Consider the following 25,548-nt stretch of genomic DNA (forward strand, 5'->3'; position numbering starts at 1 on the left):
GGCCAGCCGCCACTGAAGGTCTTTTCCAAGGGCTGATGCGAAGAGATCCTCAACCCAGCCAGCCGGAACCCCACGAGCCCGCGGTCCTGGGCAGAGACCGGCGCCCGCCGCGGGGCCCAGATCAGCGGCTAAGCGGGTGGGGCGACGGTCGCATCCAGCTGATTCGCGCGCCGAAGCGCGTCGGCAACGAATCCGCTGGCTTTGAGCTCCTCGATGAAGGACCGGAGGAACTGGACGGTCTCCGGGCCGCGGGTCCTGGTCGTACCCAGCGCCTGCCGGATCTCCATGAACCGACCCTCGATCAGACGAAACTCGGGATTGCTCCTGACGAACTCGGTCATCGGCTGCCTGATGCCGGCGACGACCTCCAGACCCAGGTCCCCGAACACGTCGACGTCGTCCTCAACGGGCACCGTACGCGCGTGCTGGAGAGTGCGGGACAGAAACAGGTCGTAGGCAGACCCTTCGTTGACGCCGATACGCACCCCTTCACGATCGACCTCCGCCCTCGTGGAGATGACCGAGTCTCGGGGCACGACGAACACACCCTCGATCACGACGTACGGCGCGGTGAAAGCGACCTCGGCTTCCCGCGCAGGCTCGATGGCCAGGAAGCAGATGTCGGCCCGCCCCGCTGCCATCGCCTCGAACGACTTCCGCGCCGCATCGAAGCAGACGAGCTCTACCGGGAGCCCCAGCCTCGAGCCCAGCTCACGCGCGATGTCGACCGTTACGCCGGTCGGCGCCGTCGGCGTCCCCTGGGCCAACACCGGATTACCCAGATTGATCGCGGCCCGCAGGGAGCCCGTGGGCGCAAGATCCTCGGCGATGGCCGCAGGCACGATGCTCATGCAGACGATCCTATGGACGACCCCCGAGGAGCGACGAGCGCAGGCGTGGTCGTGGTCCGCAGCCTTGCGGCGGGACTGTCCGCGGGGAGCGGACGCCCGCCCGCGCGGGTGGGCGAGGTGGCACGCCGGGCCTGAGTCGGCGAACGACAGCTTCGCACCCCTGTTCACTGCGGCGGTGGGCGTTTCGCCGAAGCGATTCGCCCGCCTCAGTCGTGTCCGGAGCGTCGTGGCCGGAGCGGCTCGGGAACCGTGGGCGCAGCTGGCGAACGACGCGGGCTACTACGACCAGTCACACATGACCGCCGAGTTCCGCGAGGTCATGCACGTGACGCCCGGCGCCTGCATTCGCAGGGCCTTCCCGACCGTCCCGTGCTGAGCCGCGACTCGCGGCACCGACCGCACGAAATCAGCAGGTCGGCAGGAAACCCGGACTTGTGGTTGCGCCGAGCGCGACCCTCCCACAGCTCGTCGAGTGGCCGCTCCGGAACGGGCGGCAGCGCACGTCGGACCGCTGCGAGCGGCCGTGCTCTACGTCGTCGATGTGGAGCAGATGTACGACGAACTCAGGGGGGACTCAAAGTGAATCATGCTGTGGACTACGCTCGGTAGCGCGCTACGCACCGGAGGTTGACATGGCTGAGTCCGCCGAACGGCTCCACGACAAGATCGCCGAGCACTACCCACAGTTCGACGGGAAAAGTCAGCTGACCGGCATCGACTTCAGCAGACCGACAGTGGCGCGCGTCTACGACTACCTGCTCGGCGGCCACGACAACTTCGCGGCCGACCGGAGCGCAGCCGATGCGCTCAACGCGAAGTACAACGGCGGCGCCACGGAAGTCTGTGTGAGTAACCGTCGGGCACTCCAGCGGGCAGTGCGCTACCTCGCCACCGAGGCCGGCATCCGACAGTTCATCGACATCGGATCTGGTCTGCCGACGCAGGAGAACGTGCACGAGATCGCACACCAGGTGGACCCGACCGCACGGGTCGTCTACGTCGACAAGGACCCGATCGTCCTCGCCCACGGCCGGGCCTTGCTGGCAGACAACCAGACCACATCAGTAGCGCAAGCCGATGCCGCCGACCCGGACTCGATCCTCGACGCCCCCGAGACCAGGCAGCTGATCGACTTCGACAAGCCGTGGGCGGTACTCATGGCGAGCGTCCTGCACCACCTGGCCGATCATGAGGACCCGGTTGGCGTGACGCGGCGCCTCATCGCAAGGATGCCGTCAGGGTCCTACCTGTTCACAGTCAACCTCCTGCGCGAGGACCACCCGCAAGCCGACGCACGATTGGAAGCCGACGTCGTCTCACGAGTCGGCAGCGGATTCATCCGGACCTGGGACCAGATTCGCCGCTACTACGAGGGCCTGGAGATGGTCGAACCGGGCCTCGTGTACGCAAACGACTGGCGCCCTGCCGACCCCGACAAGAGCGAGGGGCCGTGGTCGACCGTGCTCGTGGCCGGGTTGGGAAAAACGCCCTAGGTCCTTATTGGCGCTTTGCCCTTCACCTGCCGTAGCCGCGACCGCGCCAACCGTCGGACGACGCAGCCCCTGCGGGAGGATGGTGCCGTGGTCGCCAATTTCAGCGACAGCTTCGGCCAGATCCGCCTCGACCAGTTCGGTCGACGACAAGTCCGCACCACTGAGCTTGGCATCGCGCAGATTCGCCGCCCCGGCTGAGCGCTCGTCAGGCGGCCGACCAGCTCGGCCACGCAAAGGTGTCGATGACGCAGGACGGTCGCAGCACACCGGAATTGCCCGGGTTGAACTGTCGGACTGTCGCCCCTGGTCGTCCCGGTCTCCGGACACGGCCCCCGGGGGGCGAGGCCGGTGTCTTCTACTGGCGCGACCAGCGCCGTGCTGAACGACAGTCTCCGGTCAGTGGCACAGGTCCAGCGAAGACGTATCCGCCGATCCTCGCCACGGACAGGAGCCGACCATGTCCCGGAAGCCACAGCGACCACCACAGATCAACTGGCATCGCACGCCGCTGAGGCCGTGGATGCCGGTCGCGGTGAGGAACTGTCCGTATGCGTACCGGGTCGGCTCATCGAGGGACGGTATTGCGGCCACGTCACAGCCCATGAGCTCTTCCGAGCCGGACTCATCACCATCGCCGCAGCGGGGATGGATGGGGCAATGCGTCGCCACCCGCATAACCATCAGCGGACGTCCGGCTCTCGAAGCCGCGTGACAAGCCCTGACGTCTCGCACCGCTGGGAGGAATCGATCGATGAAGAAACGCATCGGCAGGCAATCGGTCGCCGGCGACGGTAATGAGGATCGTCTCGTCCGCGAGTGGCGAACACTTCAGCTGCAGCGACTAGGCCTCTCGCAGGTGCTCGCCGGCAGGTTCGCCGAAGTGGTCGACTGGCACGAGGTCGCCGCGCTCGTCGAGCGCGGCTGCCCACCGGACCTCGCACTCATGATTGTCTGCTAGGCCCTTGATCACACCGAAGAACAGTCAACCCCCAACTCGATCATCTTGCGACAATGAACGAGTCGGCGGGAACCGGGTCACAGCCTGGCACGGAGACCGGCCGAAGAACAGGGCGATACGACCCGCCCACGCCTGGTCCGTGAGCGCCGGCGCTTCTCGCACCGCGTCGCGTTCAGCCGCGCCGTGCCCACCATGATCCCAAGGAGGAACCGATGCTCGAATCACTGGAGAACATCCGCGTCATGGACGGCGACGCCGTGACCACTGAACACATCCGGATCGCGTTGACGGCCAGGAGCTTCGTCTACGACGAGGGCGCCACCCAGGTCTTCGAACCGACCGGTGCCACCACGTACGTCGAACAGGGCCAGCAGACACGAGGTGAGTGGTATCTCGACGACGACGGCCGCTTCTGCTCGTTCTGGCCCCCGGCCTATCGAGCCTGCTACGACCTGCACTGGATCGTGGAGGACGGCAGGATCGCCGGCCTCCGGTTCACCGAGCTCGGTCGGGGATCACACTTCGACGGTCGTTACCGCTGAAACCCGGCTCTCCCGGTAACCACAACTACCGAGACGCCGGGCTGGCTTTGCTCCGCTGGTCCTCGCGCTGCTGGATGGTGAATCCTAGCTTTCCGAGCACCCTGACCGCGCCGGTCTTCCCGCCCTCGAAATCGCCGGAGGCAAGACGCTCACCCGTAGCGAACTCATAAGCTGTACCCAGTATTGCTTTTGGCGGATAACGGCGTTCATCCCAGACCAGCTCATAGGCCCGGGCGGGGGCGAAGCCATGCTCGGAGAAGAACCGCTCCGGTCCCAGTCGGTCGTACTCCTGTATCGCCTGCAACACGTGAGCCTGGGTCACACGGTCCCATGTGATTGAATGTGTCATCGGATCCTCTCAAGATCGTCCTGCACTTTCAGTGCCATATCCACGGATTAGGGCGTCACCCGTGCCCCGGGTCGTGGCGCCGGAGCACGGGGTGCCGCCCGCCCACGTGGACAAGCCGGTGTACACGCTTGCCTCTCCCGGCGGGGATCGGACCCGTGATAAACACTGGCGAGCGAGCGTTGTCCGGCCCGCGCGATTCTCGGCGCTGAAGTGCGGATCGTCGAGGCGTTGACAGTCCGCCGGGAAGACGTGGACGCGCCGGCGTAGCCGAAATCGATCACACACTCGTCCGGATCACGGGCGTCGGCTTGACCTTCGCAAGGCTCATGGCTCCGCCACGTTCGCCTGGGTTACGAGCCACACGTTTCGTAAGACGGCGGCGACAGCGTTGGCCCGCGCCGGCCTGTCTGTGCGTCTGATCGCCGACCAGTCGGGCCACGCCGACGTCTCGATGACGCAGGACCGCTACCCGGGCAGGAGAGCGGTCGACCGAGCGGCCGCAGATGCCCTGGATCAAGCACACCGGACAGCTCGCCGAGGTGGCCCTGCCGGAGTCTCCACCGGGTAAACGTCGGGGGATCTTGATCCGGTCCCCGACTGCAAGCTTCCGACCTGGGGAAGAGCTCCTCCGACTGGACTCGAACCAGTAACCGTGCAGTCCTCAAGCGCTGCGACGAACGGCACCGGATCGTCGACAGCAGACGCTCCGAGGCGAACGCCCTGCCCAGGTCGACCTGTACCGGTTCCCCGCCCTGACGGCGAGCCTTCTCGATGTTTCCCCGCCGGCAGCAGCCGCAACGTGGGGCGGCACGGCAGAATCAAAATCCCGAGCACCGTCGCAAAGAACAGCGGCCATGGGATCAGAGGCAGAAACCCGCTCAGCGCTGCGCTCTCGCGCTGTCGCCTTCCCACGACCGCCAGACCCGCCGGGGGGCGCGGCGCCCGGCGGCGATTCGCTACGAGTCAACGAGGAGGAGCTCGCTCCGTGACGGCAGAGTCCCTTGACGACCCCGCGGACAACACGGGGTGTGAGGACCTCGGTGATCCTGACCGACTCGACGCCCTCGACGGATGCGGCCGCAGCGCCGCGACCAACCCGCAGATGGATGGGATCGCCGAGCGCGTCCGGCGTCGGTTGAATGTGCCGACCGCGCTGGTATCACTGTTGCAAGGTGAGCAGCAGGTCTTCCCCGGCCTGGCCGGGCGCGCCACCCCGCTGTCGCACTCGCTCTGCCAGCACGTCGTTGCCACCGCCGAGCCCCTGGTCATCACGGACGCGCGCAACCACCCACCGGCGCCGGGCGACCTCGCCATGTCGGATCCCGATGTCGTCGCCTACGCGGGAGTGCCCGTCATCGACGGCGTCGGCCAGGTCCTCGGATCGCTGTGCGCGATCGACACCCGACCGCGTAACTGGGCGCCCGCGGAGCTGGAAACGCTCGAGGACCTCGCCCGGGTCTGCAGTGCGGAACTGCGCCTGCGTCTTGCCCTCGTCGACGCCCAACGAGAACGGCGGCGCCGTGACGAGCTCGACGAGGCGCTACGCCGTTCCTACGACCGCAGCCAGGCCCTGCTGACCGCCTCGCAGGCGTTCACCGAAACCACCACCCTGGCTCAGGCCCAGGCCCGCCTCGACGACGTGCTGTCCGGCGACCTGGCGCCCACCTACATCGAGATCACACTCCTCGGGCGCGACGGACGCCTGCACCGCTTAGTGGGCCCAGCACACTCCCCCGGCCCGGAGAACTCGACCGGACTTCTCGAGTACGGCGTGAACGCCCCAATGCCCACCGCGACCGCGGTCCGCGAGTCCCGCACCATGCACTACGCCGACCGCGCGCAGTTCGACGCCGACCATCCTGTGCAGAGCCAAAACCTGCTGCGTGCCTTGGACCTGCACACCGTGGTCGCGGTCCCGCTGCCCGGCGGCCAGGGACCGCGTGGCGCGATCGTCCTCGGCTGGGACCGCCACCGGGCACTCGACGCGATGGACCTGCTGGCGGCCACGACAATCGCCGGCTACGCCGCGCACGCCATCACACGCGCTGAGCTGCAACAACACCGCATCGACGTGGTCTACCGGCTCCAGCAGGCCATGCTCACAGAGCTGCCCCCCGTTCACGGGCTGCGAATGGCCGCGCACTATCGACCCGCCGACTTCCGTGATCAGGTGGGCGGCGACTGGTACGACGCCGTCGCCCTTCCCGACCCCGCCCACCCCGCACACCCGCTATTGGCCGTCACCGTCGGGGACATCATCGGCCACGACGTCGACGCTGCAACGATCATGGGTCAGACCCGGTCCATGATCCGCCAAGCGGGCTGGGACCATCCGAGCGCTTCACCGACACAGACCCTCGAGGCGTTCGAGACCGCCAACGCCGGCCTCCAGCTCGGCGCCGCGGGCAGCCTCGTTCTCGCGCATCTCCGGCCACCCGGCCCCGGCACCGGCACGTGGCTGATGACCTGGACCAACGCGGGACATCCTCCGCCCCTGGTGGTGCGTGCCAACGGCACGACCGTCCTGCTCGACGCCCACGACGCCTTGTTCGGGCTCGCAGCCCTGCGCCAGTCGCCACGCCATGACCACTACACCGACCTCGAACCCGGCTCGACCCTGTTCCTCTACACCGACGGCCTCATCGAGCGCCGCGGCCAGGATCTCGACACCGGGCTCGAGAACCTCCGAGGCCTTCTCACCGACCATCACGAGGGGTCCGTGCAGAGCCTGGTGGAGACCACCGTCGACGCCCTTGCTCCTGACGCCACCGACGACGTGATCGCATTCGCGATCCACATCCCAACCGTCACCTGACCCGGTGACCGCTGCGGCGGAGGGAGCATCGATGGCTGGTCGCCATGGTCTGCGGCAGCGATGCAGAGCCGACGAGGTGCTGATCCGGCGGCACCGGGACGGATCGATCGAATCGCGCTGCGCATGCTGGAAGATCCGCACGACGCCAAGCACGTCGCGCAGGGCGTGATCATCCAACTCTGGACAGCGCTGGCCTGGTTCGCCCGCACCACGGGTGACCTCGAGGAGGTGGCAGCCTCCCGGTAGGACGGCCCCTTGTGCGCGCGGACGCAGAGATCATGAGGAGATCGGAAACGAGGAATACTTGATCTTCGCAGGTGGTATGCCGTCCGAGCAGCGACGCTGTGCCCGCATCCGTACCTCACTACATGGAGGGATGGGCATGACCACCGAACCGACCGGAGATTCGAGGGAGACCATGGGATCCGCCGACCGCGCCGGATCAGGCAATCCTGCGCGGTCCGCCATGCGGCGAGCCGGAAGTACCGTTCGGGGCGCGGCGACCAAGGCACGCACAGGAGGTCACGGCGCCGCGGACACGCTCGACCGGGTCGCGACCAGCAGCGCCGCGTCCGGCAGGAGTGCCGCGGGGGGCCTGGCGACGACCGCCGGCACCGCAACCGACTCCGTGAAGGGCGCGGTCACGACGCTCACATCAGTGGCGAAGCCGCTTTTGAGTGGGGTCGGGGCGTCGTTCGCTCTCGCTCTCGTCGTCCGCAAGGTCATGCTGTTCCTACGGTTCCTGCGTCAGCTGGCGCTGCAGGTGCTGGAGGCGCTCAGGCAGCTGGCACTCGGCCTGCGTGAAGCAGCGGCCAGGCGCCGCGGTGGCGGGCAGGAGGCCGTCGAGGACGAGGCCTCCGATGATGAAGCCGTGGACGATGAGGAGGCCGTCGACGAGGAGGCCCCCGAGGGCCGGTCTGATCGTCGCAAACGGCGAGGCGGCCGACCCCGCACCCTCCGAGTCGGGGGGTCGGCGGCCGCAGCGACCGGTTAACGGCGCTGGGACATGAACGCACCGCAACCTGATACGCCGGCCCCGGCTGTCCGGCGCGCGCCCGTGTCCCGCCGTCGGCCTCGTCGCCTGCCCGAGGCAGACCGTCGCGGTCACGAAGGGAAGGTGCCAACGCCGAGCCGGGCGCCGATGGAGCTCTTGTCGGACCTGTCTGCGCCCCGCCTGCAGGGCAGGGCGACGTTATCGTCGACAGCTGTCCGCCAACCGGTCCGATTCTGAGCGCGCCGACCGCGGCAACCGCACTGGGCCGGTCGGGACGACGACCCCCGCTATAGTCCCGGGTCCTCCGACGTCGAACCATGGAGGCGGTAGCCGACGACCTCGCTGGCGAGGACGACTGCGTTCTCGCCGAGCGCGAGGTGTGTGAACTCCATGGCATCGGGAGATGCCCACACCTCGTGCAGGGAGGTCGCGAAGACGCGGTCCTCACCGTCCTCCAACGCCAGGTCAATGGTGTGCCCACTGCGGACGAAGACTTCGACACGGCATGTCATCGGACGAGCGTAGGAACCGGGCCACGTCGAGAACAGCTTGTCGTCTTGCCCAGGACGACCGCGTCGACTACATCCACCTTCGAGGCGCCTGTTTCATCGCTGGCGGTGTCAGTTCACAGCCGGTTGCGGGGATGCATTGGCGCGAGTGGCTGTCGGAGATCTCGGGATGGTCCTTCGGCCATTTCGGCGCTGAGCCACCAGCACCGGAGCGATCCGTGGAACGGGATCCGCAACACCGACATGAGGCCTCCCATAGAGCGCAACATGCCGTCGCGCTGACATCGCCCGCGTGAACACATCACCGCGACCCGATGTGGGTCGATCCGTACGACACTGACACACCCTCAACCCCGCCGGGCCCACCTCACCCCGAGGTGGGCCCCGCGTCGTTCCCGGGCACCATCGCAACTCGATCCCGGCCTCATCCTCCAGAAGCGCGACCGGCGACTCCCCGTCGACCGGCCCGTACCGGGTCGCAGTGGCCGTCCAGGGAGGAGATCTGCTCACGACGTCGATTGCCGGCGACGATTGCTCGGGTGCCAGCAGAGGATCTCGGGAACTTGATCCCGCTCCTGTTCAGTTTTCGGGTGAAACCGGTGGCCGAGTGCCTCCGGCAAGCGGCGGAACAGACATCCCGGGGTTTGCGGACTGGGCGTCTTCGGTGGGTGTGGTGGTGCTGAACCCGGCCGGCCCACCCGTGCCGGCTGGAGTGATCCCGACGACAGGATCGGCAGTCGCAGCCGCAGTCGCATCCGAGTCGGGCCGGGACCGGCGCCAGCTTCGGCCGCGAAGAACAAGACCACGTCGGGTCGCGTCGACATTTCCGTCCCCGTCCCGAGCGGTGCTCCTGGGGCGCATCTTCCAAGCGAGGCTCCGTGTGGCCAAGGCGCCGTCACCGACCAGGTCCCACCCGTGTTCGCGCAGCCGTCTCGCCTCGGGGCTGCGGACGAGTTCAGCCGCCTGCCGTCGCAACGTCGTCAGCTGTCGACGTCCCTCGGGTCGACCCACGTAGTAGCCGATCGTGGCCGCGATCCCGTAGCCGATCATTCCCACGGCGTTCCTCCTGGCTCTCGTGTCGACCTGACTCGATCGAATCGACGTCTATGTCCGACCTGGTGGTGCCCATCTGTGACGGCCGCGCTGTGGCGGCCGCTTGTTGGCTGAGGGCGGGTCGGGGTAGTGCTTGGGACTTCCCCGGTCTGTCGGGATCCACACGGAATGTTGAGGATCATGGTGACGCGCCTCCGGAGCGGGACCGTCAGTTCTCGTACGAGCAATCGAGACCGGGGCGACGCCCTCGGTCTCGATCCGCTCTTTGCGTACGGTCTGGCCGACCTGCTCCTTGAACGCGGCTCTACTGAGAACCGAAAACGTGGCCGTGGAGAACGGACTCGCAAGTCACGCGCTCAGACAGGCCTGAGGTCAGGGGCGGTGCACGCCCGCGCCTGTGGGCATCGGCGAGGACTTCACGGGAGGAGCGCTCTGCCCGTTGTCCTGGGCCTGCTGCGCCTTCTGCTTGGACGTGGCGGCGTCCTGGGCGGCGCGGTCCCTGCCGGTCGCCATATCGGCCTTGACTGTCTTGGCCCGGTCCTGGGCCTTTTCGTAGCCGGAGTTGACCAGCTCTGCGGCCGCCTCGCGGCCACCCAACCCGAACGCCAACGCCGCAGCCAGCGCCGTCGACCCGATCAGAGCGATATAGGTGATCGTGACGATCACCGGCGCGATCCCGAGCTGGGTCAGGATCATGAAAATGGCAATAGCCATGACCATGGCGGGAACGGCGGTGCGGACGATCTTGCCGGTCGGGGTGTCGCCCATGGTGCGGTGCACCGCGCCACCTATCGCACCGGCGACCGCCGCGGCCACGATGAAGATCAGCAGGGCGGCGAGCACGTTGGGCAGATACGCCAGCACCTGGTTCATGAACTCGGTCAATGCCGGAATGCCCAGGGTGCCTACCGCTGAGGAGATCACGAACAACATGATCACCCAGAACACAACACGGCCGACCAGCTTCGACGGGCTGCCTTGCGGAGCGAGCTTCTCCACATACCCGGCACCCCCACCGGACGTCAACTTCTGGTCAACCTTGGCCTTCTGCAGGCCCTTGCTGATGACCTTGTCGAGCAGTTTGGCGATGATGAAGCCGACCACCAGCACGATCAGCGCGCCGATCAGCTGGGGCAGGTAGTTGACGAACGTGGTGAACGCGGACTGCAAACTCTGCAGGATGTTGAACCCCGGATCGGGTCCTGCCTGCGCGAGAAGGATTTGCAACATTCTCATTTCCCTTCCTAAAAGCCATGGAGCTCCGACGGTCACAGTGACGCCGGCACTGATGCTCGTGCAATTTGACAGCGAGGGCGATTCGGACATCCCGCCGGTCGAACACCGAGTAGTAGCCGCCCTACCGCCGGGTTGCATTATGCGCCGAAACGGCTCATGAGCGCGTGTTCGTGGGAATGCAGAGAAGGCCGTTGGATGTTCAGAGTTCCGAGGTGCATGGCGCCGCAGTACTTCTCACTGCGCCCAACCTACCTGTCCTATCGCTGCTACGAGCTGCTTGAATGCCAAAATGCCCCGTCCTCCAGGTATCGCAGTTAGGCCGATACACCAGGAGTGCGGGGCATATTGCCGAGCAGCGGGAAGTTCCATCTGGAACGGTAGGCGCTTCTTTCGCTGAGCGCATCTCGACCGACACCTGCAGACGGAGGACCACCCGCCTGGCGCAGCGTCATCGCCGTGGTTACCCCAGGTTTGTTCTCTTAAACACGGCAGGCGTGTACGTAAACGCCTCCGTAGGAGGCGAAACAACGCGAATGGGTTCGAGCGGCTCTCCGCAGAGCAAGTCTCGCCACGTAGAGGGCGTGCCGGCGGAACGCCCTACTGCTGGGGGACAGCTCGGGGAGAGTCAAACGTGCATTCGGCACTGCGATATGTGACGTTGCCGGTCGACTCGTTCGGGTTGGCGCGCCCTGCCGCGGATACCTCCCAGGAGCCGGAGGCGAAATCCATGCCCTCCGCATGCTCGGCGAGATGGCCGGGCATCGATGAGAAATTGAGGGGCTCAGTGGTAGAGGAATCAACGTCAGGCAACGGCACTGTTGATGTGGAAGAGTCCGTGTCCGAAGGTGGGCGGTCTCGGACGGCGTCGCGGCGCACCCAGACCGCTGCCGACCCGGTAGTCACGGCTAGGGCGACGGTCGCCGGTGGTGAGAAGGGTGAGCCCGGCGAGCGCGGTGAGCGAGGCCTTCGCGGCGCGTCGGGACCGGCTGGCGAGCAGGGGGCTAGCGGCGACCAGGGTCCGACAGGTGAGCAGGGTTCCCGCGGCGAGCAGGGTTCGGCGGGTGAACAGGGCCCGCGTGGCGAGCACGGCGAGCAGGGTTCCACGGGTGAGCAGGGAGCCCGCGGAGAGCAAGGCCCGCGCGGTGACCAGGGAGCGTCCGGGGAGAAGGGCGAGCGCGGTGATCGAGGCCCCGGCGGAGAGCCGGGTCCCCGCGGTGAACAGGGCTCTGCAGGACCTCCCGGACCGCAGGGTCGGCCGGGACCGCAGGGACTTCCCGGACCGCAGGGCCAGCAGGGGTGGGCTCCCGCCCCGCCTCACCTGCAGAAGACCGGGACCAGCTGGGTCGCCCCGATGGATTCGTCCCAGGCAGTTGTATCCGGGATCACCATGATGTTCGCGCCTGTCAAGATCTTCGCCTCGATGATCGAGCTCACGGTGAAGCTGCAGCAGGAGACCCGGACAGCAATGATCAAAACCGCGACCACCGGCGTCCGCGAACTCACGCGTAACTGATCCCTACCGAATCCACGGCGGGCGTCCTCCCACGAGGACGTCCGCCGGCGCCGCCACAGACGCTGTTCGACCATCTCGGCATCACCGCGGCTGCTCACCCATCAGGACACACAACCCCCGCGCGAGGCACTCGCTGACTTCGCCAGCGTTCTCGCGTGCCCTCACCCTGAGCTGTCCGAGACCTGCTCCGGGAGCTCCTCGACGCCGCGGACGTCGAGGAGCACAGCGGCGTAGAGCTCGAGTTCGGCCCCGTTGTCCTCAGCGTGGGCGATGCGCGTCTATCAGGAATGCCAGCCCACGGTCGAGACCGCCCGGACTACGGCTCATGAACAGTTCGCGGACGCAATCGCGTTTCGGGAGATCGGTAATCCGCTTCGATACCAGCGTGGCCTGTGACATCGTCGAGCCTCCCGAGTGCCACGACAATCATCCGTTTCGTAAGTGAATCACCAGACTCGACGAATGCGAGGTAAGCAGTGCCGATGATCTTCCATCTCGCACACGACGCAGCACCAGACCTACTGGGATCGTGATGATGAACCGGACGGCCAGGCTGCCGAGGCCGCCCGCCTGACTTACTCAGCGACCTCCACTCCGAGAACCGGGCGGCACGGTCGCGCTCCTGGCTCTCCAGGGTCGCCAGGCCGCGGATAACAGGGAGCGTTACGCCGCCGTGCGCGGATCTCGGGGCTCGTGGGGAGGCAGCGCCGTGGTCGCAAAGGGCTCCACGGTCGTCTCAGCAGCGGTGGACGAGCCCCGCCACCGGCGAGTTGTCAACGCATACCTACCCGACATGGGCGCGGGGCCGGGCGCTGCAGTCGCCCGGCCACCGGCCGATGACGCGCGCGTCGCACCGCACTGGATCACGCCCTCGGCGCGGCCGGTGGTGTCACCCCTCGGGCGTAGGCCTTCCGTTCCCAGTCCAGAAGATCACCTGATCGGTCGTCCGAATGTCCACTACGGACGCAACCGCAGCACGCCGCGACCAGACCTCCTCCCGCCCGGCACGCATAGCTACCTGGCCTCCTCGCCTGGCCTCGTGGGCGTTCTTAGCGGGCGTGGCTTCCCGCCATCAGTGCCAGCCTGGCAGCGGGCGGGAGCGGCGCCGGCGTCGGTGTGGCCTGAAAGGCCTGGATCACGAGAGCGGCGAAGCGACGGGACGCCGCGACGCGGGCGGCAGGCGACACGGAACGAATGCCGTCATTCGCCATGAGCACCAGGACCATGTCGTCAAGGACGAAGTCGGGCCGCAGCCGACCCGCCTCCTTGGCTCGTCGCGCCAGTTCGGCGATCGCCTTCAGCGCGTGGTCGCGGTTTGCGGCGAAGTCCGCAGCGTGCGGGTAGGCCGCCATGAACGCCGCAGTAAGCCCGCGGTCACGCGCGTGCAGCTCGCAGATCCGTTCGATCACCAGGCGGAAGCCGTCCCAGGGATCCTGCTCCCGAAGCCCTTCGTCAACGATCGCCCGACACGCCTGCACCTGGTCGGCGAAGGCCTCGGTGACCAGCGCCTCCTTGGCTGGGAAGTGCCGGTACAGGGTGGCGGGCCCGACCCCCGCGCGCCGCGCGACCTCCCGCATCGGGACGTCCAGCCCTTCGGCGGCAAACAATGCGCGGGCCGCTTCGAGGATCCGGTCCCGGTTGTCACGGGCATCGGAGCGCAGGGAACGAGACAGACCTCGGGCCACTTCTCTCACTTCGGGTAAACGGACGGGCTCGTCCGTTAGCTTCCGACGACGTGAAGGCGATCGTGATCAAGTCGTTCGGAGGCTCGGAGGGCCTTGAGGTGGTCGACGTCCCGGAGCCGGTCCCGGCTCGCGGCCAGGTACTGGTCGCACCCGAAGCGATCGGCGTCGGTGGCGTCGACGCCGTCATCCGCCGGGGCACCCTCGGCTCCTACGGCTTCACCGAGGGCCACGTCCCCGGCAGCGAGGTCGCCGGCGTCGTGACCGCGGTCGGAGAGGACGTCGACCCGTCATGGACCGGTCGCCGCGTGTGGGCCTTCACCGGAACCGGCGGAGGCTACGTCGAACGCGCGGTCGCCGCCGTCGAGGATATTCACCCCCTGCCGGCGGACCTCTCCCCGGCCGACGCAGTCGCCATCGGCAGCTCCGGCGTGGTAGCGCACTTTGGCCTCGCCCACGCCCACCTCGCCGCCGGCGAGTCGGTGCTCGTGCGGGGCGCCTCCGGCAGCATCGGCACCACGACGGTCCAACTTGCTGCTCAGAAGGGCGCCGGCGCCGTGGCGGTCACCACGTCCTCGCCCGAGCGCGGCGAGCGCCTCCGCGAACTCGGTGCGACGCACGTGCTCGACCGCACGGCACGAGGAGGCCCCGGGTTCGATGTGGTCATCGACATCGTCGCGGGCCCCCACCTGCCTGACCTCCTCGACTCGCTCAACCCGAACGGGCGCATTGTCGTGGTCGGCGCAGTGGGCGGCCTGCCGCCCAGCGACCTCGGCTCCAGGTTGATGGCCCACTTCCAGAAGTCCCTGTCCATCGCCACCTTCAGCACCGCCACCGTGCCCGCCGCCGATCGACGCGCCGTACGCGCCGCGCAGTTCGCGGCCGCGGCACGCGGTGAACTCCACGCAGTGATCCACGACGTGCTACCTCTGGACCAGGCCGCAATCGCGCACCACCGGATGGACGCGAGCGAGGTGTTCGGCCGGATCGTGCTGACTCCCAGTCGGTAACTGCACGAAGCATCCGATCGCTCTACCTGCAATGCTCGGAACTGGAGTGAGAATCGGCGAGGCGCTGGCGGTGAGTCGCGACGAAGTCGATCTCGCCGGCCGGCCTGGTCAAGATCGAGCACACGCTCATTCGCATCAAGGGGGTGGGATTGATTCGCAAAGGCACCAAGAGCAGTGCTGGCGAGCGGACGCTCCGCCTGCCCGCCTTCGCCGTTGCCATGCTGCGTCGACGGAAGCTTGCATCCGGCGGCCAGGGTCCCGTTTTCCCCGACTCGGCCAGCGGGTGGCGCGATCCGTCGAACACCAGCAGAGACCTTCGCAACGCTCGTGGCTCCGAGGAGTTCGCGTGGGTCACGAGCCACGTCTTTCGCAAGACTGCCGCCACCGAGATGGACCGCGCCGGCCTATCGGCTCGACAGATCGCCGACCAGCTCGGGCACGCGAAGGTGTCGATGACGCAGGACCGCTACCTCGGCCGCCGGGCTGTCAGCAGCGAGGCTGCGGACACCCTTGACCGGGCTCACCGTCAGACCATGCGGGACGCGCCGGGGGCAATTTCCGGTCCGTAAGCGGTACTTCGATCTTGGGCAACGTTCTAAGTCAAGCTCGTGACCTGCGGGTTTTGCTCCTCCGACTGGACTCGAACCAGTAACCCTGCGATTAACAGTCGCATGCTCTGCCAATTGAGCTACGGAGGACCGTCTGGCGCGGGGGCGTCCCCCGCGGGCAGGAGAACTTTAGCGCACCGTCCCATCCCTCTTCGCGCACCCCCCGCCACAGCCGGCCGCCCGCGGCCCCGTGGCGTCAGTTGACGCCGGAACTGCTGGTGCTGGTGGTGTCGGCGTGCTTGCCGCCGTTCATCGTCTCCTCGACCCGGGCCCGCACGACGCCGGCGGCGCCCTGCACGGCCGGGTGGTCGGCCACCCGCTGGTAGGTGCGGCGCAGCTGCTCGTAGCGCTCGTGGCCGGCCTTAGCACCCAGCACGTAGCCGATGGCTGCACCCAGCAAGAACTTCAGCATGACGCCTCCCGGCTCGTGGAATCCCTTGCCCGAACATCCTGCCCCAGTGCGCGCGACGGCGTCGGGCACCCGTCGTCGATGCGTGGCTGTGACCGGTCACCAGCGATGTCCGGACTTGTTCGGTCCCGCGACCATCCGATCAGAAGCGATCATTTCGAGACCTTCAAACCCTTGACGCGTGGTCGCGGTCACACGATTCTTCCTGCGGTTCTGTTCGAACTTGTTGTGTTGTGTTCGGACGGCGCCCTACTGTGCCCTGCGTCAAAGGAGACGACATGCCACGCCCGCAGTCCCAGGCCGAGTACCTCGCAAGGCTCGTCCCGCCGTCCGTCGCAGCGCGCGGCATCGGCCGCCGCGCACTGCTGCGCGGGGCGCTCGGAGTCGGTGCCGGTGTCGGCCTGACCGGTCTGCTGGCGGCATGCGGCGGCGGAGGCGATCAAGGTGGCGCGGCGGCGGGGCCGGGCACCGTCTCCTTCGGCTCCAACGAGAGCGGCACGACCTTCGCGAAGCAGCGCGACGCCATGGCTGCCGACTACCTCAAGGCCAGCGGGACGACGATCGCGATCAACGCGGTCGACCACAACACGTTCCAGGAGAACATCAACACCTACCTGCAGGGCAACCCGGACGACGTCTTCTCCTGGTTCGCCGGCTACCGCATGCGGTTCTTCGCCGAGCAGGGCCTCATCGGGGACGTCAGCGCGGCCTGGCCGCTGCAGGGCATCCCGGACAAGTTCAAGGTGCAGTCCACCGCCGACGACGGCAAGCAGTACTTCGTGCCGCAGTCCTACTACCCGTGGGCCGTCTTCTACCGGAAGTCGATGTTCCAGGCGGCCGGATACCAGGTGCCGACGACGTTGGACGAGTTCAGGGCGCTCTGTCAGCGGATGCAGGCCGACGGGCTGGTGCCGCTCGCGTTCGGCGACAAGGACGGCTGGCCCGCGATGGGCACGTTCGACATGCTCAACATGCGGATCAACGGCTACCAGTACCACGTCGACCTGATGGCGGGTAAGGGTTCCTGGGACTCTCCGCAGGTCAGGACGGTCTTCGACACCTGGCGCGGGCTGCTCCCCTTCCACCAGCCCGACGCGCTGGGCCGCACCTGGCAGGAGGCCGCGCAGACCCTGCAGAAGAAGCAGGCCGGCATGTACATCCTCGGCACGTTCCTCAACGAGCAGTTCCCCGACGACGAGGACGACCTGGACTTCTTCACGTTCCCCGAGGTCGACTCGCGGATCGGGGCCACGGCTATCGACGCCCCGATCGACGGCTTCTGCATGTCGGCGAGCCCGGACAACGAAGAGGGCTCGATCGCGTTCCTCAAGTACCTCGCCTCCCCGCAGGCCGCGGCCGCTGCGGCGACGACCGGGTTGCCGCTCATCGCGGCCAACACCGAGGCCGACACGAGCCCGTACTCGCAGTTGCAGCTGAAGTCGGCCGAGCTCGTCGGCCAGGCGACGGAGATCGCGCAGTTCCTCGACCGCGACACCCGTCCCGACTTCGCCTCGACCGTGATCATCCCCGCGTTCCAGCAGTTCATCGGCAACCCGAATGACATCGACGGCCTGGTGAAGAGCATCGAGGCCCAGAAGCAGTCGATCTTCACGAGCTGACGGGACGCTCGATATGACGTCGGATACGTCGACTGCGCGTCGGGCCCTGCCGCGCACCCGACGGCAGCGCAAGCTGGCGCCGCGCGACCGGGTCGTGGTCACGCTGATGGTCGTGATTCCCGCCGTGTTCGTGATCGGGCTGGTCTGGTTGCCCGCGCTCGGATCGGTGCTGCTGTCGTTCACGTCGTGGAACGGGATCGGCAGTCTCGACAGGATCAAGTTCGTCGGCGTCGACAACTACGTCGACATCGCGACGATCTACCCGCCGTTCTGGCCCGCAGTGCAGCACAACGTCGTGTGGCTGGTCTTCCTCATCCTCGGCCCGACGCTGCTAGGCGTGCTCCTGGCGGTGCTGCTGGACAAGGAGATACGCGGAACGCGGATCTACCAGACCGCGCTGTACATGCCGGTCGTGCTGTCGCTGGCGCTCGTCGGCTTCATCTGGCAGTTGCTGTACAGCCGCGACCAGGGGCTGCTCAACGCGGTGCTCGGCACGCAGATCGACTGGTACGGCGACCCCGACGTCAATCTGTGGGCGGTGCTGTTCGCGACCGGCTGGCGTCACACCGGCTACATCATGCTGTTGTACCTGGCCGGTCTGAAGGGCGTGGACCCCTCGCTGCGGGAGGCGGCGGCGATCGACGGCTCGGGTGAGGTGTCCACGTTCTTCCGGATCATCCTGCCGGTGATGCGGCCGATCAACCTGATCGTCATCGTCGTGGTGGTGATCGAGTCGCTGCGCGCGTTCGACCTGGTCTGGATCGTGAACCAGGGCCGCAACGGCCTGGAGATCATCGCCGCGCTGGTGACGTCGAACGTGGTTGGTGAGGCGAGTCGGATCGGGTTCGGATCCGCGATGGCGACGATCATGCTGCTGATCTCGTCGATCTTCATCACGATCTACCTGCGCGTGGTCATGCGGGAGGACGAGTCATGAGCGAGCTTGCGCGCGAATCATCGACACAGCGCCTGGGCGAAGCGCCGGCCGAGCGTAGCGAGGGCGTGCGATGAGCATGACGACGGTTGCACCGACCGCACCTCCGGCGCCCGGCCCCTCTCGGCGGGCCGGCCCGGCGAGACGGCGCGGACCGCGGATGCTGCTGCACGCGTTTCTCATCGTCGTGTCCGTGGCGTGGCTGTTCCCGCTCGCCTGGGCGGTGATCAACTCCTTCCGCGACTACGCCTACACCGCGGAGCACGGCTACGTCTCCTTCGGCGGGTTCACGATCGAGAACTACGTGAACGCGTGGGAGCGCGGGAACTTCGGGCAGGGCTTCCTCAACTCGGTGATCATCACCGTTCCCGCCGTCGTGCTGGTACTGCTGCTGGCCTCCAGCACGGCGTTCGTCCTCGCGCGGTTCAACTACGCCTTCAACCTGACGCTGCTCGGCGTGTTCCTCGCCGCGAACCTGCTGCCACCACAGGCGCTGCTGATCCCGATCTTCCGGCTGTACCGGCAGATCCCGCTGCCGGAGTGGTTGAGCGACAGCGGCTCGCTGCTCGGCAGCTACTGGGGCCTGATCATGATCAACGTCGCGTTCCAGCTGGGCTTCTGCACGTTCGTGCTGAGCAACTACATGAAGACGGTGCCCAGGGAGATCTACGAGTCGGCCGAGATCGACGGGGCCAGCGTCTGGCGCCAGTACTGGCAGCTCACCCTGCCGCTGTGCCGGCCGGCTCTCGCCGCCCTCGCGGTGCTGCAGACGACATGGATCTACAACGAGTTCTTCTGGGCCACCGTGCTCATCCAGGACTTCAAGAAGCTCCCGATCACCAGCTCGTTGAACAACCTGCGTGGCCAGTTCTTCGTCGACTACAACCTGCTGTCGGCCGGGTCGGTGCTGGTGGCGCTGCCGGTGCTGGTTGTGTTCTTCGCTCTTCAGAAGCAGTTCGTCTCCGGGCTGACGCTCGGCTCCACGAAAGGTTGACGTGACTTCCTCCGTGCCGTTCGACGGCATCAGCATGGGCTGCGACTACAACCCGGAACAGTGGCCCCCGTCGGTCTGGCGCGAGGACGTGACGCTGATGCGCGAGGCAGGCGTCGGGTTCGTGACTCTCGGGGTGTTCTCCTGGGCGCTGCTGCAGCCCGAGCCCGACCGGTACGACTTCGGCTGGTTCGACGAGGTGCTCGAACTGCTGCACGAGGGCGGGATCGCGGTGGACATGGCGACCGCCACCGCGGCCCCGCCTCCATGGCTCACCACGGCCCACCCGGAGATGCTGCCCGTCGATGCCGAGGGCAGGACGCTCTGGCCGGGCAGCAGGCAGTCGTGGTGCCCGAGCTCACCGGTCTTCCGCGAGCACGCCGTGGCGCTCGTCGAGCAGATGGCGCGCCGCTACGGCAGCCATCCCGCCGTCCGGCTCTGGCACGTCAGCAACGAGCTCGGATGCCACATCGGCAAGTGCTGGTGCGACGTCAGCGCCGCGGCGTTCCGGCGCTGGCTCGCCAACCGGTACGGGTCGATCGACGTGCTGAACGACGCCTGGGGCACCGCGTTCTGGTCGCAGCACTACCGGAGCTTCGAAGAGGTGCTGCCTCCCCGGATCACGCCGGCCGTGCCCAACCCCACCCACGAGCTGGACTTCGCGCGCTTCTCCTCCGACGAGTTGCTCGACTACTACCGCGTCGAGCGGGACGTGCTGCGGAGGCTGTCGCCCGACGTCCCGGTGACGACGAACCTGATGGTCAGCTCGCACCAGTCCGAGCAGGACTACTTCAGCTGGGCCCCGGAGTTGGACCTCATCGCGCAGGACCACTACCTCGACGCCCGGCTACCGCACCCGCACGCCGAGCAGTCCTTCACCGACGACCTCACACGCGGGGTCGCCGGCGGGGGGTCGTGGCTGCTGATGGAGTCGGCGACGTCGGCGGTGAACTGGCAACCGTTCAACGTCGCGAAGCGGCCCGGTGAGCTGCTGCTGGACTCGCTGCGCCACGTCGCCCGCGGTGCCGACGGGATCGGGTTCTTCCAGTGGCGGGCCTCCCGGGCGGGCGGGGAGAAGTTCCACTCCGCGCTCGTCCCGCATGCCGGCCGCGATTCCGAGCGGTTCCGGGAGGTCGTGGGGCTGGGCGAGGCGCTGAGGCGGATCGGTGAGGTCGCCGGCAGCCCGGTCGAGGCCGACGTCGCGCTGTTGTTCGACTGGAACTCGTGGTGGGCGTGCGACCTCAGCTCCCACCCCTCCGCCGAGCTGCGTTACGTCGACGCCGTGCACCGGTGGCACCGCGCCGTCACGGAGCTGGGCGTGACCGCCGACGTCGTGCACCCGGAGTCTGATCTCTCGCGCTACCGGCTCGTCATCGTGCCCACCCTGTACCTGTCCTCCGACGCCACAGCCGCCTCGCTGGACGCGTACGTGCGCGGCGGCGGGCAACTGCTCGTCACGTACTTCTCGGGGATCGTCGACGAGAGCGACCACATCCGGCTGGGCGGCTACCCCGGGGCGTTCCGCGAGCTGCTGGGGGTGCGAGCCGAGGAGTTCGCGCCGCTGTTGCCAGGCACCACCGTCACGCTGGACGACGGGAGCACGGCCGACCGCTGGACGGAGGTCCTCACCGCGCCCGACGCCGAGGTCGTCGCCCGCTACACCGACGGGCCGCTCCCGGGCACGCCAGCGCTCACCCGCCGGGCCGTCGGCGACGGGGTCGCCTGGTACCTCGCGACCCGGTTGGACGACGCGGCCACCGCCGCCCTCGCCGACCGGCTCACGCGGGACGCGGGGGTGACGCGCCTCGCCGGTGCGGAGCCAGGTGTCGAGCTGGTCCGCCGCGGGCGCTACCTCTTCGTCCTCAACCGCGGACACGAACCTGTGAAGGTGCCCGCCCACGGCTATGACCTGCTCACCGGCGTCAACGTCGAAGGTACGGTCGACGTGCAGGCGGGGGGCGCCGCCGTCGTACGGGAGGAGGGGTCCTGATGCTGGCTCGCCAGCGCCAGGAGCTGATCTTGGACGCCGTACGGACCACCGGTGGCGCGCGCGTCTCCGAGCTCGTCGAGCGACTCGGGGTCTCCGACATGACCGTGCGCCGCGACATCGAGGTCCTCGCGACCCGCGGTCTGGTCACGCGCGTTCACGGCGGGGCGACCGCGGCCGGCAGCAGCGTCGACGAGCCGGGGTTCGCTGCCAAGTCTGGCCTGCACACTGCAGCCAAGCAGGCCATCGCCGCGGCGGCGGCCGCGCTGATCGAGCCGGGAGCGTCGGTGGCGCTCTCGGCAGGCACCACCACGCATGCGGTGGCATCGGCGCTGCTCACCGTGCCGCGGCTGACCGTCGTGACCAACTCGCTGCGCGTGGCGGAGGTGCTGCACGAGTCGCCTCGTGACGATCTGACCGTGGTGCTCACAGGCGGGGAGCGCACCCCGTCGGACGCGCTGGTCGGGCCGGTGGCGGTGGCCGCGCTGCGGCGGCTGCACGTCGACTGGCTCCTCATGGGCGTGCACGGCATGGACGCCGAGGCGGGATTCACGACGCCGAACCTGGTGGAGGCCGAGACGAACCGGGCGCTGGTCGCGAGCGCCCGCCGCGTCGCCGTGGTGGCCGACAACTCGAAATGGGGAGTGGTGGGGTTGAGCACGATCGCGACTCTCGACGAGGTGGACGTGGTGGTGACGGACGTGGGGCTGGAGGAGGACGCCCGCAAGATCCTCGAGAGCTCCTGCGGACGGCTGGTGCTGGCGTCGTGAGCGGGTCTTCGACGGCACACCGGGTCCGGCGCACGCAAACGCAGATGGCCGACGGCCGTGAGTTGTTCTACTTCGACGACACCGAGCCGTACGTCAGCGGCGGCGCGAGCCGGGTGGTGCCCGACACCCGTGACCTCCCGACGGTGCAGCACGGGTCGATCATGCGGTTCGACGTGCTCACCGGGGAGTGGGTGACGATCGCGGCGCACCGGATGGACCGCACCTTCCTGCCTCCGGCGGAGCACTGCCCGCTCGACCCCACGCGCCCCGGTCGCGAACCGACAGAGGTACCCGCGTCCGACTACGACGTGGTGGTGTTCGAGAACCGGTTCCCCTCGTTCGCGCAGGACATCGCGGTCGACGTCGCGCCCGAGGTGGACGGCAACCCGCTGTGGCCGCAGCGCCCGGCCGTGGGGCGGTGCGAGGTCGTGCTGTTCACGAGCGACCACAACTCGTCCTTCTCGGCGCTGCCCGTCGAGCGGGTGCGCACGGTGATCGAGGCCTGGGCCGACCGCACCGTCGAGCTCTCCGCGATGCCGGGGATCGACGAGGTCTTTCCCTTCGAGAACCGCGGCAAGGAGATCGGGGTCACCCTCGAGCACCCGCACGGGCAGATCTACGCCTACCCGTTCGTCACCCCGCGCACCGCGCAGCTGCTCACGCGTTCCGCGGAGCACCGCCAGCGCACCGGGCGCGACCTCATGGGCGACGTGCTCGACAGCGAGCGCAAGGCAGGCACGCGGATCGTCTCGCAGGGCCGGTTCTTCACGGCGTTCGTACCCGCTGCGGCGCGCTGGCCCGTCGAGGCGCACCTCGTGCCGCACCGCGCCGTTCCCGACTTCGCCGCCCTCGACGACGCGGAGCGCGACGAGCTCGCCGTGCTGTACCGCGACCTGCTGCAGCGGTTCAGCCGGTACTTCGGCGAGCTGCCGCCCTACATCGCGGGGTGGCACCAGGCTCCCGTCCACACCGGGCGTGACCTCACCCGGCTGCATCTGCGGCTGTTCTCGCTGCGCCGGGCGCCGGGCAAGCTCAAGTACCTCGCCGGGTCCGAATCGGGCGCGGGCGCCTGGATCAACGACGCCGCGCCGGAGCGGATCGCCCAGCGGCTGCGGGAAGTGGGCACGACGTGACGGGCTTCCGTGAGCTCTTCGGACGCGAGGCGGACGGCCGGTGGGCCGCGCCGGGCCGCGTCAACCTGATCGGCGAGCACGTCGACTACGCGCAAGGGCTCTGCCTCCCGTTCGCGATCGCCGAGCGCACGGTGGTGGAGGTCGCGGCCCGCGACGACGACCGGGTGCGGCTGCACAGCCTCGCGGAACAGGACTCCTGGAGCGGCACGCTCGACGAGATCGCCCCCCGCTCCCCCGACGGCTGGGCCGGCTACGCCGCGGGAGTCCTGTGGGCGCTGCGGCACGCCGAGCACAAGATCGGCGGGATCGATCTGCTGGTCACCGACACGGTGCCGCTCGGGGCCGGGCTGTCCTCGTCGGCGGCCCTGGAGTGCTCCACCGCCCTGGCCGTCGACGAGCTGTTCGGACTCGGACTCGGCGGCACCCCGTCGGGTCGTCGTGCCCTCGCGGCGGCCTGCATCAGCGCGGAGAACGACGTGGTCGGCGCGGCCACCGGCGGGATGGACCAGGCCGCGTCAATGCTGGGCGTCGCGGGCCACGCTCTCCTGCTCGACATGCGCGACGGAACGGACCGGGCGGTCCCGTTCGCCCCGGCGGACGACGGGCTCGCGCTCATGGTGATCGACACCCGGGTGCGGCATCGGCTCGCCGACGGTCAGTACGGGATGCGCCGCGCCGCCGTCGAGAAGGCGGCCGCGGCGCTCGGCAGGCCCAGCCTCCGCGACGCCACGCTCGCCGAGGTCACGACGCTCGACCCTGACCTCGTCCCGCGGGCGCGACACATCGTCACCGAGATCGCTCGGGTTCGTGAGACGGTCGAGCTGCTCGACGCGGGGCGGCTGCCCGAGATCGGGCCGCTGCTGGACGCGTCGCATGCTTCGCTCGCACACGACTACGAGGTGTCCTGCGACGAGCTCGACCTGGCGTGCTCCGCCGCCCGGCGAGCGGGGGCGCTCGGCGCGCGGATGACCGGCGGCGGATTCGGCGGCTCCGCGATCGCGCTGGTTCCCGTCGACCGGGCGGACGCCGTGGCGTCGGAGATCCGCGCGGCGTTCACGGAGGTTTCCTACCGGGAACCGGAGATCCGCGGGGCGGAGCCGTCAGCGGGGGCGGAACGAGTGGGGTGACGGCCGGCTGATCGCCGGGAACGCCGACCCCGGCGCGGGCCGTTGAACACTGACGATGGACGAGCTGGACGCCCGGCTGCACCGGATCGGGCAGCACCACTTCCGCGCGAAGTTCCGGCTGCGCGGCCGGGACCGCGCGGTGGTCGACCTGCGCGGCATCACCACCGTCCGCAAACACGCCGAGGAGCTCGTCGGGCGCAGGCTGGCACCTGCTGAACCCCGCAACGACGGCCGTCAGACGCCCTACCGGGGACATCCCGTGTTCGTCGCGCAGCACGCCACCGCGACGTGCTGCCGCACCTGCCTGGCGCGCTGGCACGACATTCCCGCCGGGCACGCCCTGGACGACGCCGAGCGGGATTACGTCGTGGAGGCGATCTGCCGGTGGATCGCGTGGCAGTACGCCCCCGGCAGCCCGCCGCGATGATCGGCACGAGATCCGGCTCTGAGCCCTCGCAAGGGCCGATAGCTTGATCTCGGAACGATCACTCCGGCTCGCTGCGGATGGTGCCGTGAGCGAGCGGCGCGTTCGCACCGTAGACGTGGACTAACGCGCCGCTCGTTCGTCCCGAGCCTTCCCCAACGCTCAGCGGGAACCGGGCGCGCCTCGCGCAACCCAACCGGCGGCTCGCGCCCTGGAACGGGGCGACTCGCGTGCTAGTCGCGGTCGTGGCGTGGGAGGAGGGGGCCCAGGGGGCCCAGGTCGATGTTGAGGTCCTCGGCCCGCAGCCCGAAGTGCTCTCGCAGTTCGGTCATCGCCTCCTCGAGGCGCATCAGCCCGAGCCCGAGCCGCTCGACCGTCTCGTCCGGGAGGTCGCCCACCTCGACCCGGCGGATCGCCTGGCGCTCCATCAGCTGGCGCACCAGCTCCACGATCGTGAGGACGAGCCTGCCGAGGTCACGGCCCACGGCGTCCGGGTCGAGCGGCAGGCGCGCCGGGAGCTCCGCCACCGTTCACCTCCATA

At 68.4% G+C, this 25,548-nt stretch carries 28 protein-coding genes, 1 tRNA gene and 2 pseudogenes; 20 read left to right on the top strand and 11 right to left on the bottom strand.

From position 1 onward, the window contains the following. Nucleotides 1–128 precede the first annotated feature (128 nt). The gene (locus ABD743_RS42835; protein WP_344730215.1) at nt 129–851 is read right to left on the bottom strand and encodes a transporter substrate-binding domain-containing protein; all 723 of its coding nucleotides are present in this window, start codon (nt 849–851) and stop codon (nt 129–131) included. 12 nt (nt 852–863) lie between these two features. Here ABD743_RS42835 and ABD743_RS42840 point away from each other — a divergent pair, with 12 nt between their 5' ends. The 3 genes from ABD743_RS42840 to ABD743_RS42850 all read left to right on the top strand — a co-directional run bounded on the left by ABD743_RS42840 (nt 864) and on the right by ABD743_RS42850 (nt 2,344). Further along, a complete protein-coding gene (locus tag ABD743_RS42840; protein WP_344730297.1) occupies nt 864–986 on the top strand; it encodes a hypothetical protein in 123 nt (40 codons plus the stop codon). 91 nt (nt 987–1,077) lie between these two features. Beyond that, nucleotides 1,078–1,227: a hypothetical protein gene (locus ABD743_RS42845; protein ID WP_379659249.1), complete on the top strand. Its 150-nt coding sequence runs from the start codon at nt 1,078–1,080 to the stop codon at nt 1,225–1,227. A gap of 256 nt (nt 1,228–1,483) precedes the next feature. Then, nucleotides 1,484–2,344, top strand: a complete 861-nt coding sequence (locus ABD743_RS42850; RefSeq protein ID WP_344730217.1) for an SAM-dependent methyltransferase — start codon at nt 1,484–1,486, stop codon at nt 2,342–2,344. 144 nt (nt 2,345–2,488) lie between these two features. Here ABD743_RS42850 and ABD743_RS44675 read toward each other — a convergent pair. Then, nucleotides 2,489–2,671: pseudogene (locus tag ABD743_RS44675) on the bottom strand (hypothetical protein); the annotation flags it as partial. Between the two features lie 424 nt (nt 2,672–3,095). Between ABD743_RS44675 and ABD743_RS42855 the strand changes: the two are divergent. Both ABD743_RS42855 and ABD743_RS42860 read left to right on the top strand, forming a co-directional pair. Next, the gene (locus ABD743_RS42855) at nt 3,096–3,302 is read left to right on the top strand and encodes a hypothetical protein (protein ID WP_344730218.1); all 207 of its coding nucleotides are present in this window, start codon (nt 3,096–3,098) and stop codon (nt 3,300–3,302) included. A gap of 212 nt (nt 3,303–3,514) precedes the next feature. Next, nucleotides 3,515–3,844: a hypothetical protein gene (locus tag ABD743_RS42860; protein WP_344730219.1), complete on the top strand. Its 330-nt coding sequence runs from the start codon at nt 3,515–3,517 to the stop codon at nt 3,842–3,844. 25 nt (nt 3,845–3,869) lie between these two features. On the opposite strand, the gene ABD743_RS42865 is transcribed toward ABD743_RS42860, so the two are convergent. Beyond that, a complete protein-coding gene (locus tag ABD743_RS42865) occupies nt 3,870–4,166 on the bottom strand; it encodes a ScoMcrA-related endonuclease (protein ID WP_344730220.1) in 297 nt (98 codons plus the stop codon). Between the two features lie 355 nt (nt 4,167–4,521). Here ABD743_RS42865 and ABD743_RS42870 point away from each other — a divergent pair. The 3 genes and pseudogenes from ABD743_RS42870 to ABD743_RS42880 all read left to right on the top strand — a co-directional run. Then, nucleotides 4,522–4,761: pseudogene (locus tag ABD743_RS42870) on the top strand (site-specific integrase); the annotation flags it as partial. A gap of 417 nt (nt 4,762–5,178) precedes the next feature. Continuing rightward, the gene (locus ABD743_RS42875) at nt 5,179–7,008 is read left to right on the top strand and encodes a GAF domain-containing SpoIIE family protein phosphatase (RefSeq protein WP_344730222.1); all 1,830 of its coding nucleotides are present in this window, start codon (nt 5,179–5,181) and stop codon (nt 7,006–7,008) included. A 60-nt stretch (nt 7,009–7,068) separates the two neighbouring features. Then, nucleotides 7,069–7,254, top strand: a complete 186-nt coding sequence (locus ABD743_RS42880) for a hypothetical protein (protein ID WP_344730224.1) — start codon at nt 7,069–7,071, stop codon at nt 7,252–7,254. A 276-nt stretch (nt 7,255–7,530) separates the two neighbouring features. On the opposite strand, the gene ABD743_RS42885 is transcribed toward ABD743_RS42880, so the two are convergent. Continuing rightward, the gene (locus ABD743_RS42885; protein ID WP_344730225.1) at nt 7,531–7,653 is read right to left on the bottom strand and encodes a hypothetical protein; all 123 of its coding nucleotides are present in this window, start codon (nt 7,651–7,653) and stop codon (nt 7,531–7,533) included. Nucleotides 7,654–7,666: 13 nt separating this feature from the next. Between ABD743_RS42885 and ABD743_RS42890 the strand changes: the two genes are divergently transcribed. Further along, a complete protein-coding gene (locus ABD743_RS42890) occupies nt 7,667–8,002 on the top strand; it encodes a hypothetical protein (protein WP_344730226.1) in 336 nt (111 codons plus the stop codon). Between the two features lie 287 nt (nt 8,003–8,289). Here the strand turns inward: ABD743_RS42890 and ABD743_RS42895 are convergent, their stop codons facing one another. From ABD743_RS42895 to ABD743_RS42905, 3 genes are all read right to left on the bottom strand, one after another. Next, on the bottom strand, nt 8,290–8,514 hold the full coding sequence (locus ABD743_RS42895; protein WP_344730228.1) for a hypothetical protein: 225 nt from the start codon (nt 8,512–8,514) through the stop codon (nt 8,290–8,292). A gap of 1,422 nt (nt 8,515–9,936) precedes the next feature. Continuing rightward, nucleotides 9,937–10,734 carry a mechanosensitive ion channel family protein gene (locus tag ABD743_RS42900; protein ID WP_344730230.1) on the bottom strand — a complete coding sequence of 266 codons (798 nt, stop codon included), beginning with the start codon at nt 10,732–10,734 and terminating at the stop codon, nt 9,937–9,939. Nucleotides 10,735–11,602: 868 nt separating this feature from the next. Further along, nucleotides 11,603–12,118, bottom strand: a complete 516-nt coding sequence (locus ABD743_RS42905; RefSeq protein ID WP_344730231.1) for a hypothetical protein — start codon at nt 12,116–12,118, stop codon at nt 11,603–11,605. A gap of 69 nt (nt 12,119–12,187) precedes the next feature. On the opposite strand from ABD743_RS42905, the gene ABD743_RS42910 reads away from it, so the two are divergent. Next, the gene (locus ABD743_RS42910) at nt 12,188–12,313 is read left to right on the top strand and encodes a hypothetical protein (RefSeq protein WP_344730232.1); all 126 of its coding nucleotides are present in this window, start codon (nt 12,188–12,190) and stop codon (nt 12,311–12,313) included. A 1,049-nt stretch (nt 12,314–13,362) separates the two neighbouring features. On the opposite strand, the gene ABD743_RS42915 is transcribed toward ABD743_RS42910, so the two are convergent. After that, the gene (locus tag ABD743_RS42915; protein WP_344730233.1) at nt 13,363–13,998 is read right to left on the bottom strand and encodes a TetR/AcrR family transcriptional regulator; all 636 of its coding nucleotides are present in this window, start codon (nt 13,996–13,998) and stop codon (nt 13,363–13,365) included. A gap of 50 nt (nt 13,999–14,048) precedes the next feature. Between ABD743_RS42915 and ABD743_RS42920 the strand changes: the two genes are divergently transcribed. Together ABD743_RS42920 and ABD743_RS42925 are read left to right on the top strand one after the other, a co-directional pair. Continuing rightward, nucleotides 14,049–15,005, top strand: a complete 957-nt coding sequence (locus ABD743_RS42920; protein ID WP_344730235.1) for a zinc-binding dehydrogenase — start codon at nt 14,049–14,051, stop codon at nt 15,003–15,005. A gap of 143 nt (nt 15,006–15,148) precedes the next feature. Then, nucleotides 15,149–15,574 (top strand): tyrosine-type recombinase/integrase, encoded by a 426-nt coding sequence (locus tag ABD743_RS42925; protein ID WP_344730236.1) that lies wholly within the window; start codon nt 15,149–15,151, stop codon nt 15,572–15,574. 56 nt (nt 15,575–15,630) lie between these two features. Here ABD743_RS42925 and ABD743_RS42930 read toward each other — a convergent pair. Continuing rightward, nucleotides 15,631–15,703 (bottom strand) — tRNA-Asn (locus ABD743_RS42930). 106 nt (nt 15,704–15,809) lie between these two features. Continuing rightward, nucleotides 15,810–16,025, bottom strand: a complete 216-nt coding sequence (locus ABD743_RS42935; RefSeq protein ID WP_241037946.1) for a hypothetical protein — start codon at nt 16,023–16,025, stop codon at nt 15,810–15,812. A 275-nt stretch (nt 16,026–16,300) separates the two neighbouring features. Here ABD743_RS42935 and ABD743_RS42940 point away from each other — a divergent pair, with 275 nt between their 5' ends. The 8 genes from ABD743_RS42940 to ABD743_RS42975 all read left to right on the top strand — a co-directional run bounded on the left by ABD743_RS42940 (nt 16,301) and on the right by ABD743_RS42975 (nt 25,010). Next, a complete protein-coding gene (locus ABD743_RS42940; RefSeq protein ID WP_344730237.1) occupies nt 16,301–17,641 on the top strand; it encodes an ABC transporter substrate-binding protein in 1,341 nt (446 codons plus the stop codon). 13 nt (nt 17,642–17,654) lie between these two features. After that, on the top strand, nt 17,655–18,578 hold the full coding sequence (locus ABD743_RS42945; protein WP_344730239.1) for a carbohydrate ABC transporter permease: 924 nt from the start codon (nt 17,655–17,657) through the stop codon (nt 18,576–18,578). A 157-nt stretch (nt 18,579–18,735) separates the two neighbouring features. Beyond that, complete coding sequence (locus ABD743_RS42950; RefSeq protein ID WP_344730240.1) at nt 18,736–19,569, top strand: carbohydrate ABC transporter permease; 834 nt, start codon at nt 18,736–18,738, stop codon at nt 19,567–19,569. A 1-nt stretch (nt 19,570) separates the two neighbouring features. After that, nucleotides 19,571–21,556, top strand: coding sequence for a beta-galactosidase (locus ABD743_RS42955; RefSeq protein WP_344730241.1), 1,986 nt, complete (start codon nt 19,571–19,573; stop codon nt 21,554–21,556). Then, complete coding sequence (locus ABD743_RS42960; RefSeq protein ID WP_344730243.1) at nt 21,556–22,323, top strand: DeoR/GlpR family DNA-binding transcription regulator; 768 nt, start codon at nt 21,556–21,558, stop codon at nt 22,321–22,323. The genes ABD743_RS42955 and ABD743_RS42960 overlap by 1 nt, the downstream gene beginning before the upstream one ends. Before the next feature lie 44 nt (nt 22,324–22,367). Next, nucleotides 22,368–23,456: a galactose-1-phosphate uridylyltransferase gene (gene galT / locus ABD743_RS42965; protein WP_344730245.1), complete on the top strand. Its 1,089-nt coding sequence runs from the start codon at nt 22,368–22,370 to the stop codon at nt 23,454–23,456. Next, nucleotides 23,453–24,583, top strand: coding sequence for a galactokinase (galK, locus tag ABD743_RS42970; protein WP_344730246.1), 1,131 nt, complete (start codon nt 23,453–23,455; stop codon nt 24,581–24,583). Before galT ends, galK begins: the two co-directional genes overlap by 4 nt. A gap of 55 nt (nt 24,584–24,638) precedes the next feature. Then, nucleotides 24,639–25,010: a DUF4186 domain-containing protein gene (locus ABD743_RS42975; protein WP_344730247.1), complete on the top strand. Its 372-nt coding sequence runs from the start codon at nt 24,639–24,641 to the stop codon at nt 25,008–25,010. Nucleotides 25,011–25,240: 230 nt separating this feature from the next. Here ABD743_RS42975 and ABD743_RS42980 read toward each other — a convergent pair whose 3' ends face one another. Continuing rightward, nucleotides 25,241–25,534 carry a gas vesicle protein K gene (locus tag ABD743_RS42980; protein WP_344730249.1) on the bottom strand — a complete coding sequence of 98 codons (294 nt, stop codon included), beginning with the start codon at nt 25,532–25,534 and terminating at the stop codon, nt 25,241–25,243. Nucleotides 25,535–25,548 lie beyond the last annotated feature (14 nt).

Origin of the sequence: Pseudonocardia yunnanensis, from assembly GCF_039534065.1 — a bacterium.
In the GTDB taxonomy this organism is placed as follows: Bacteria; Actinomycetota; Actinomycetes; order Mycobacteriales; family Pseudonocardiaceae; genus Pseudonocardia; species Pseudonocardia yunnanensis.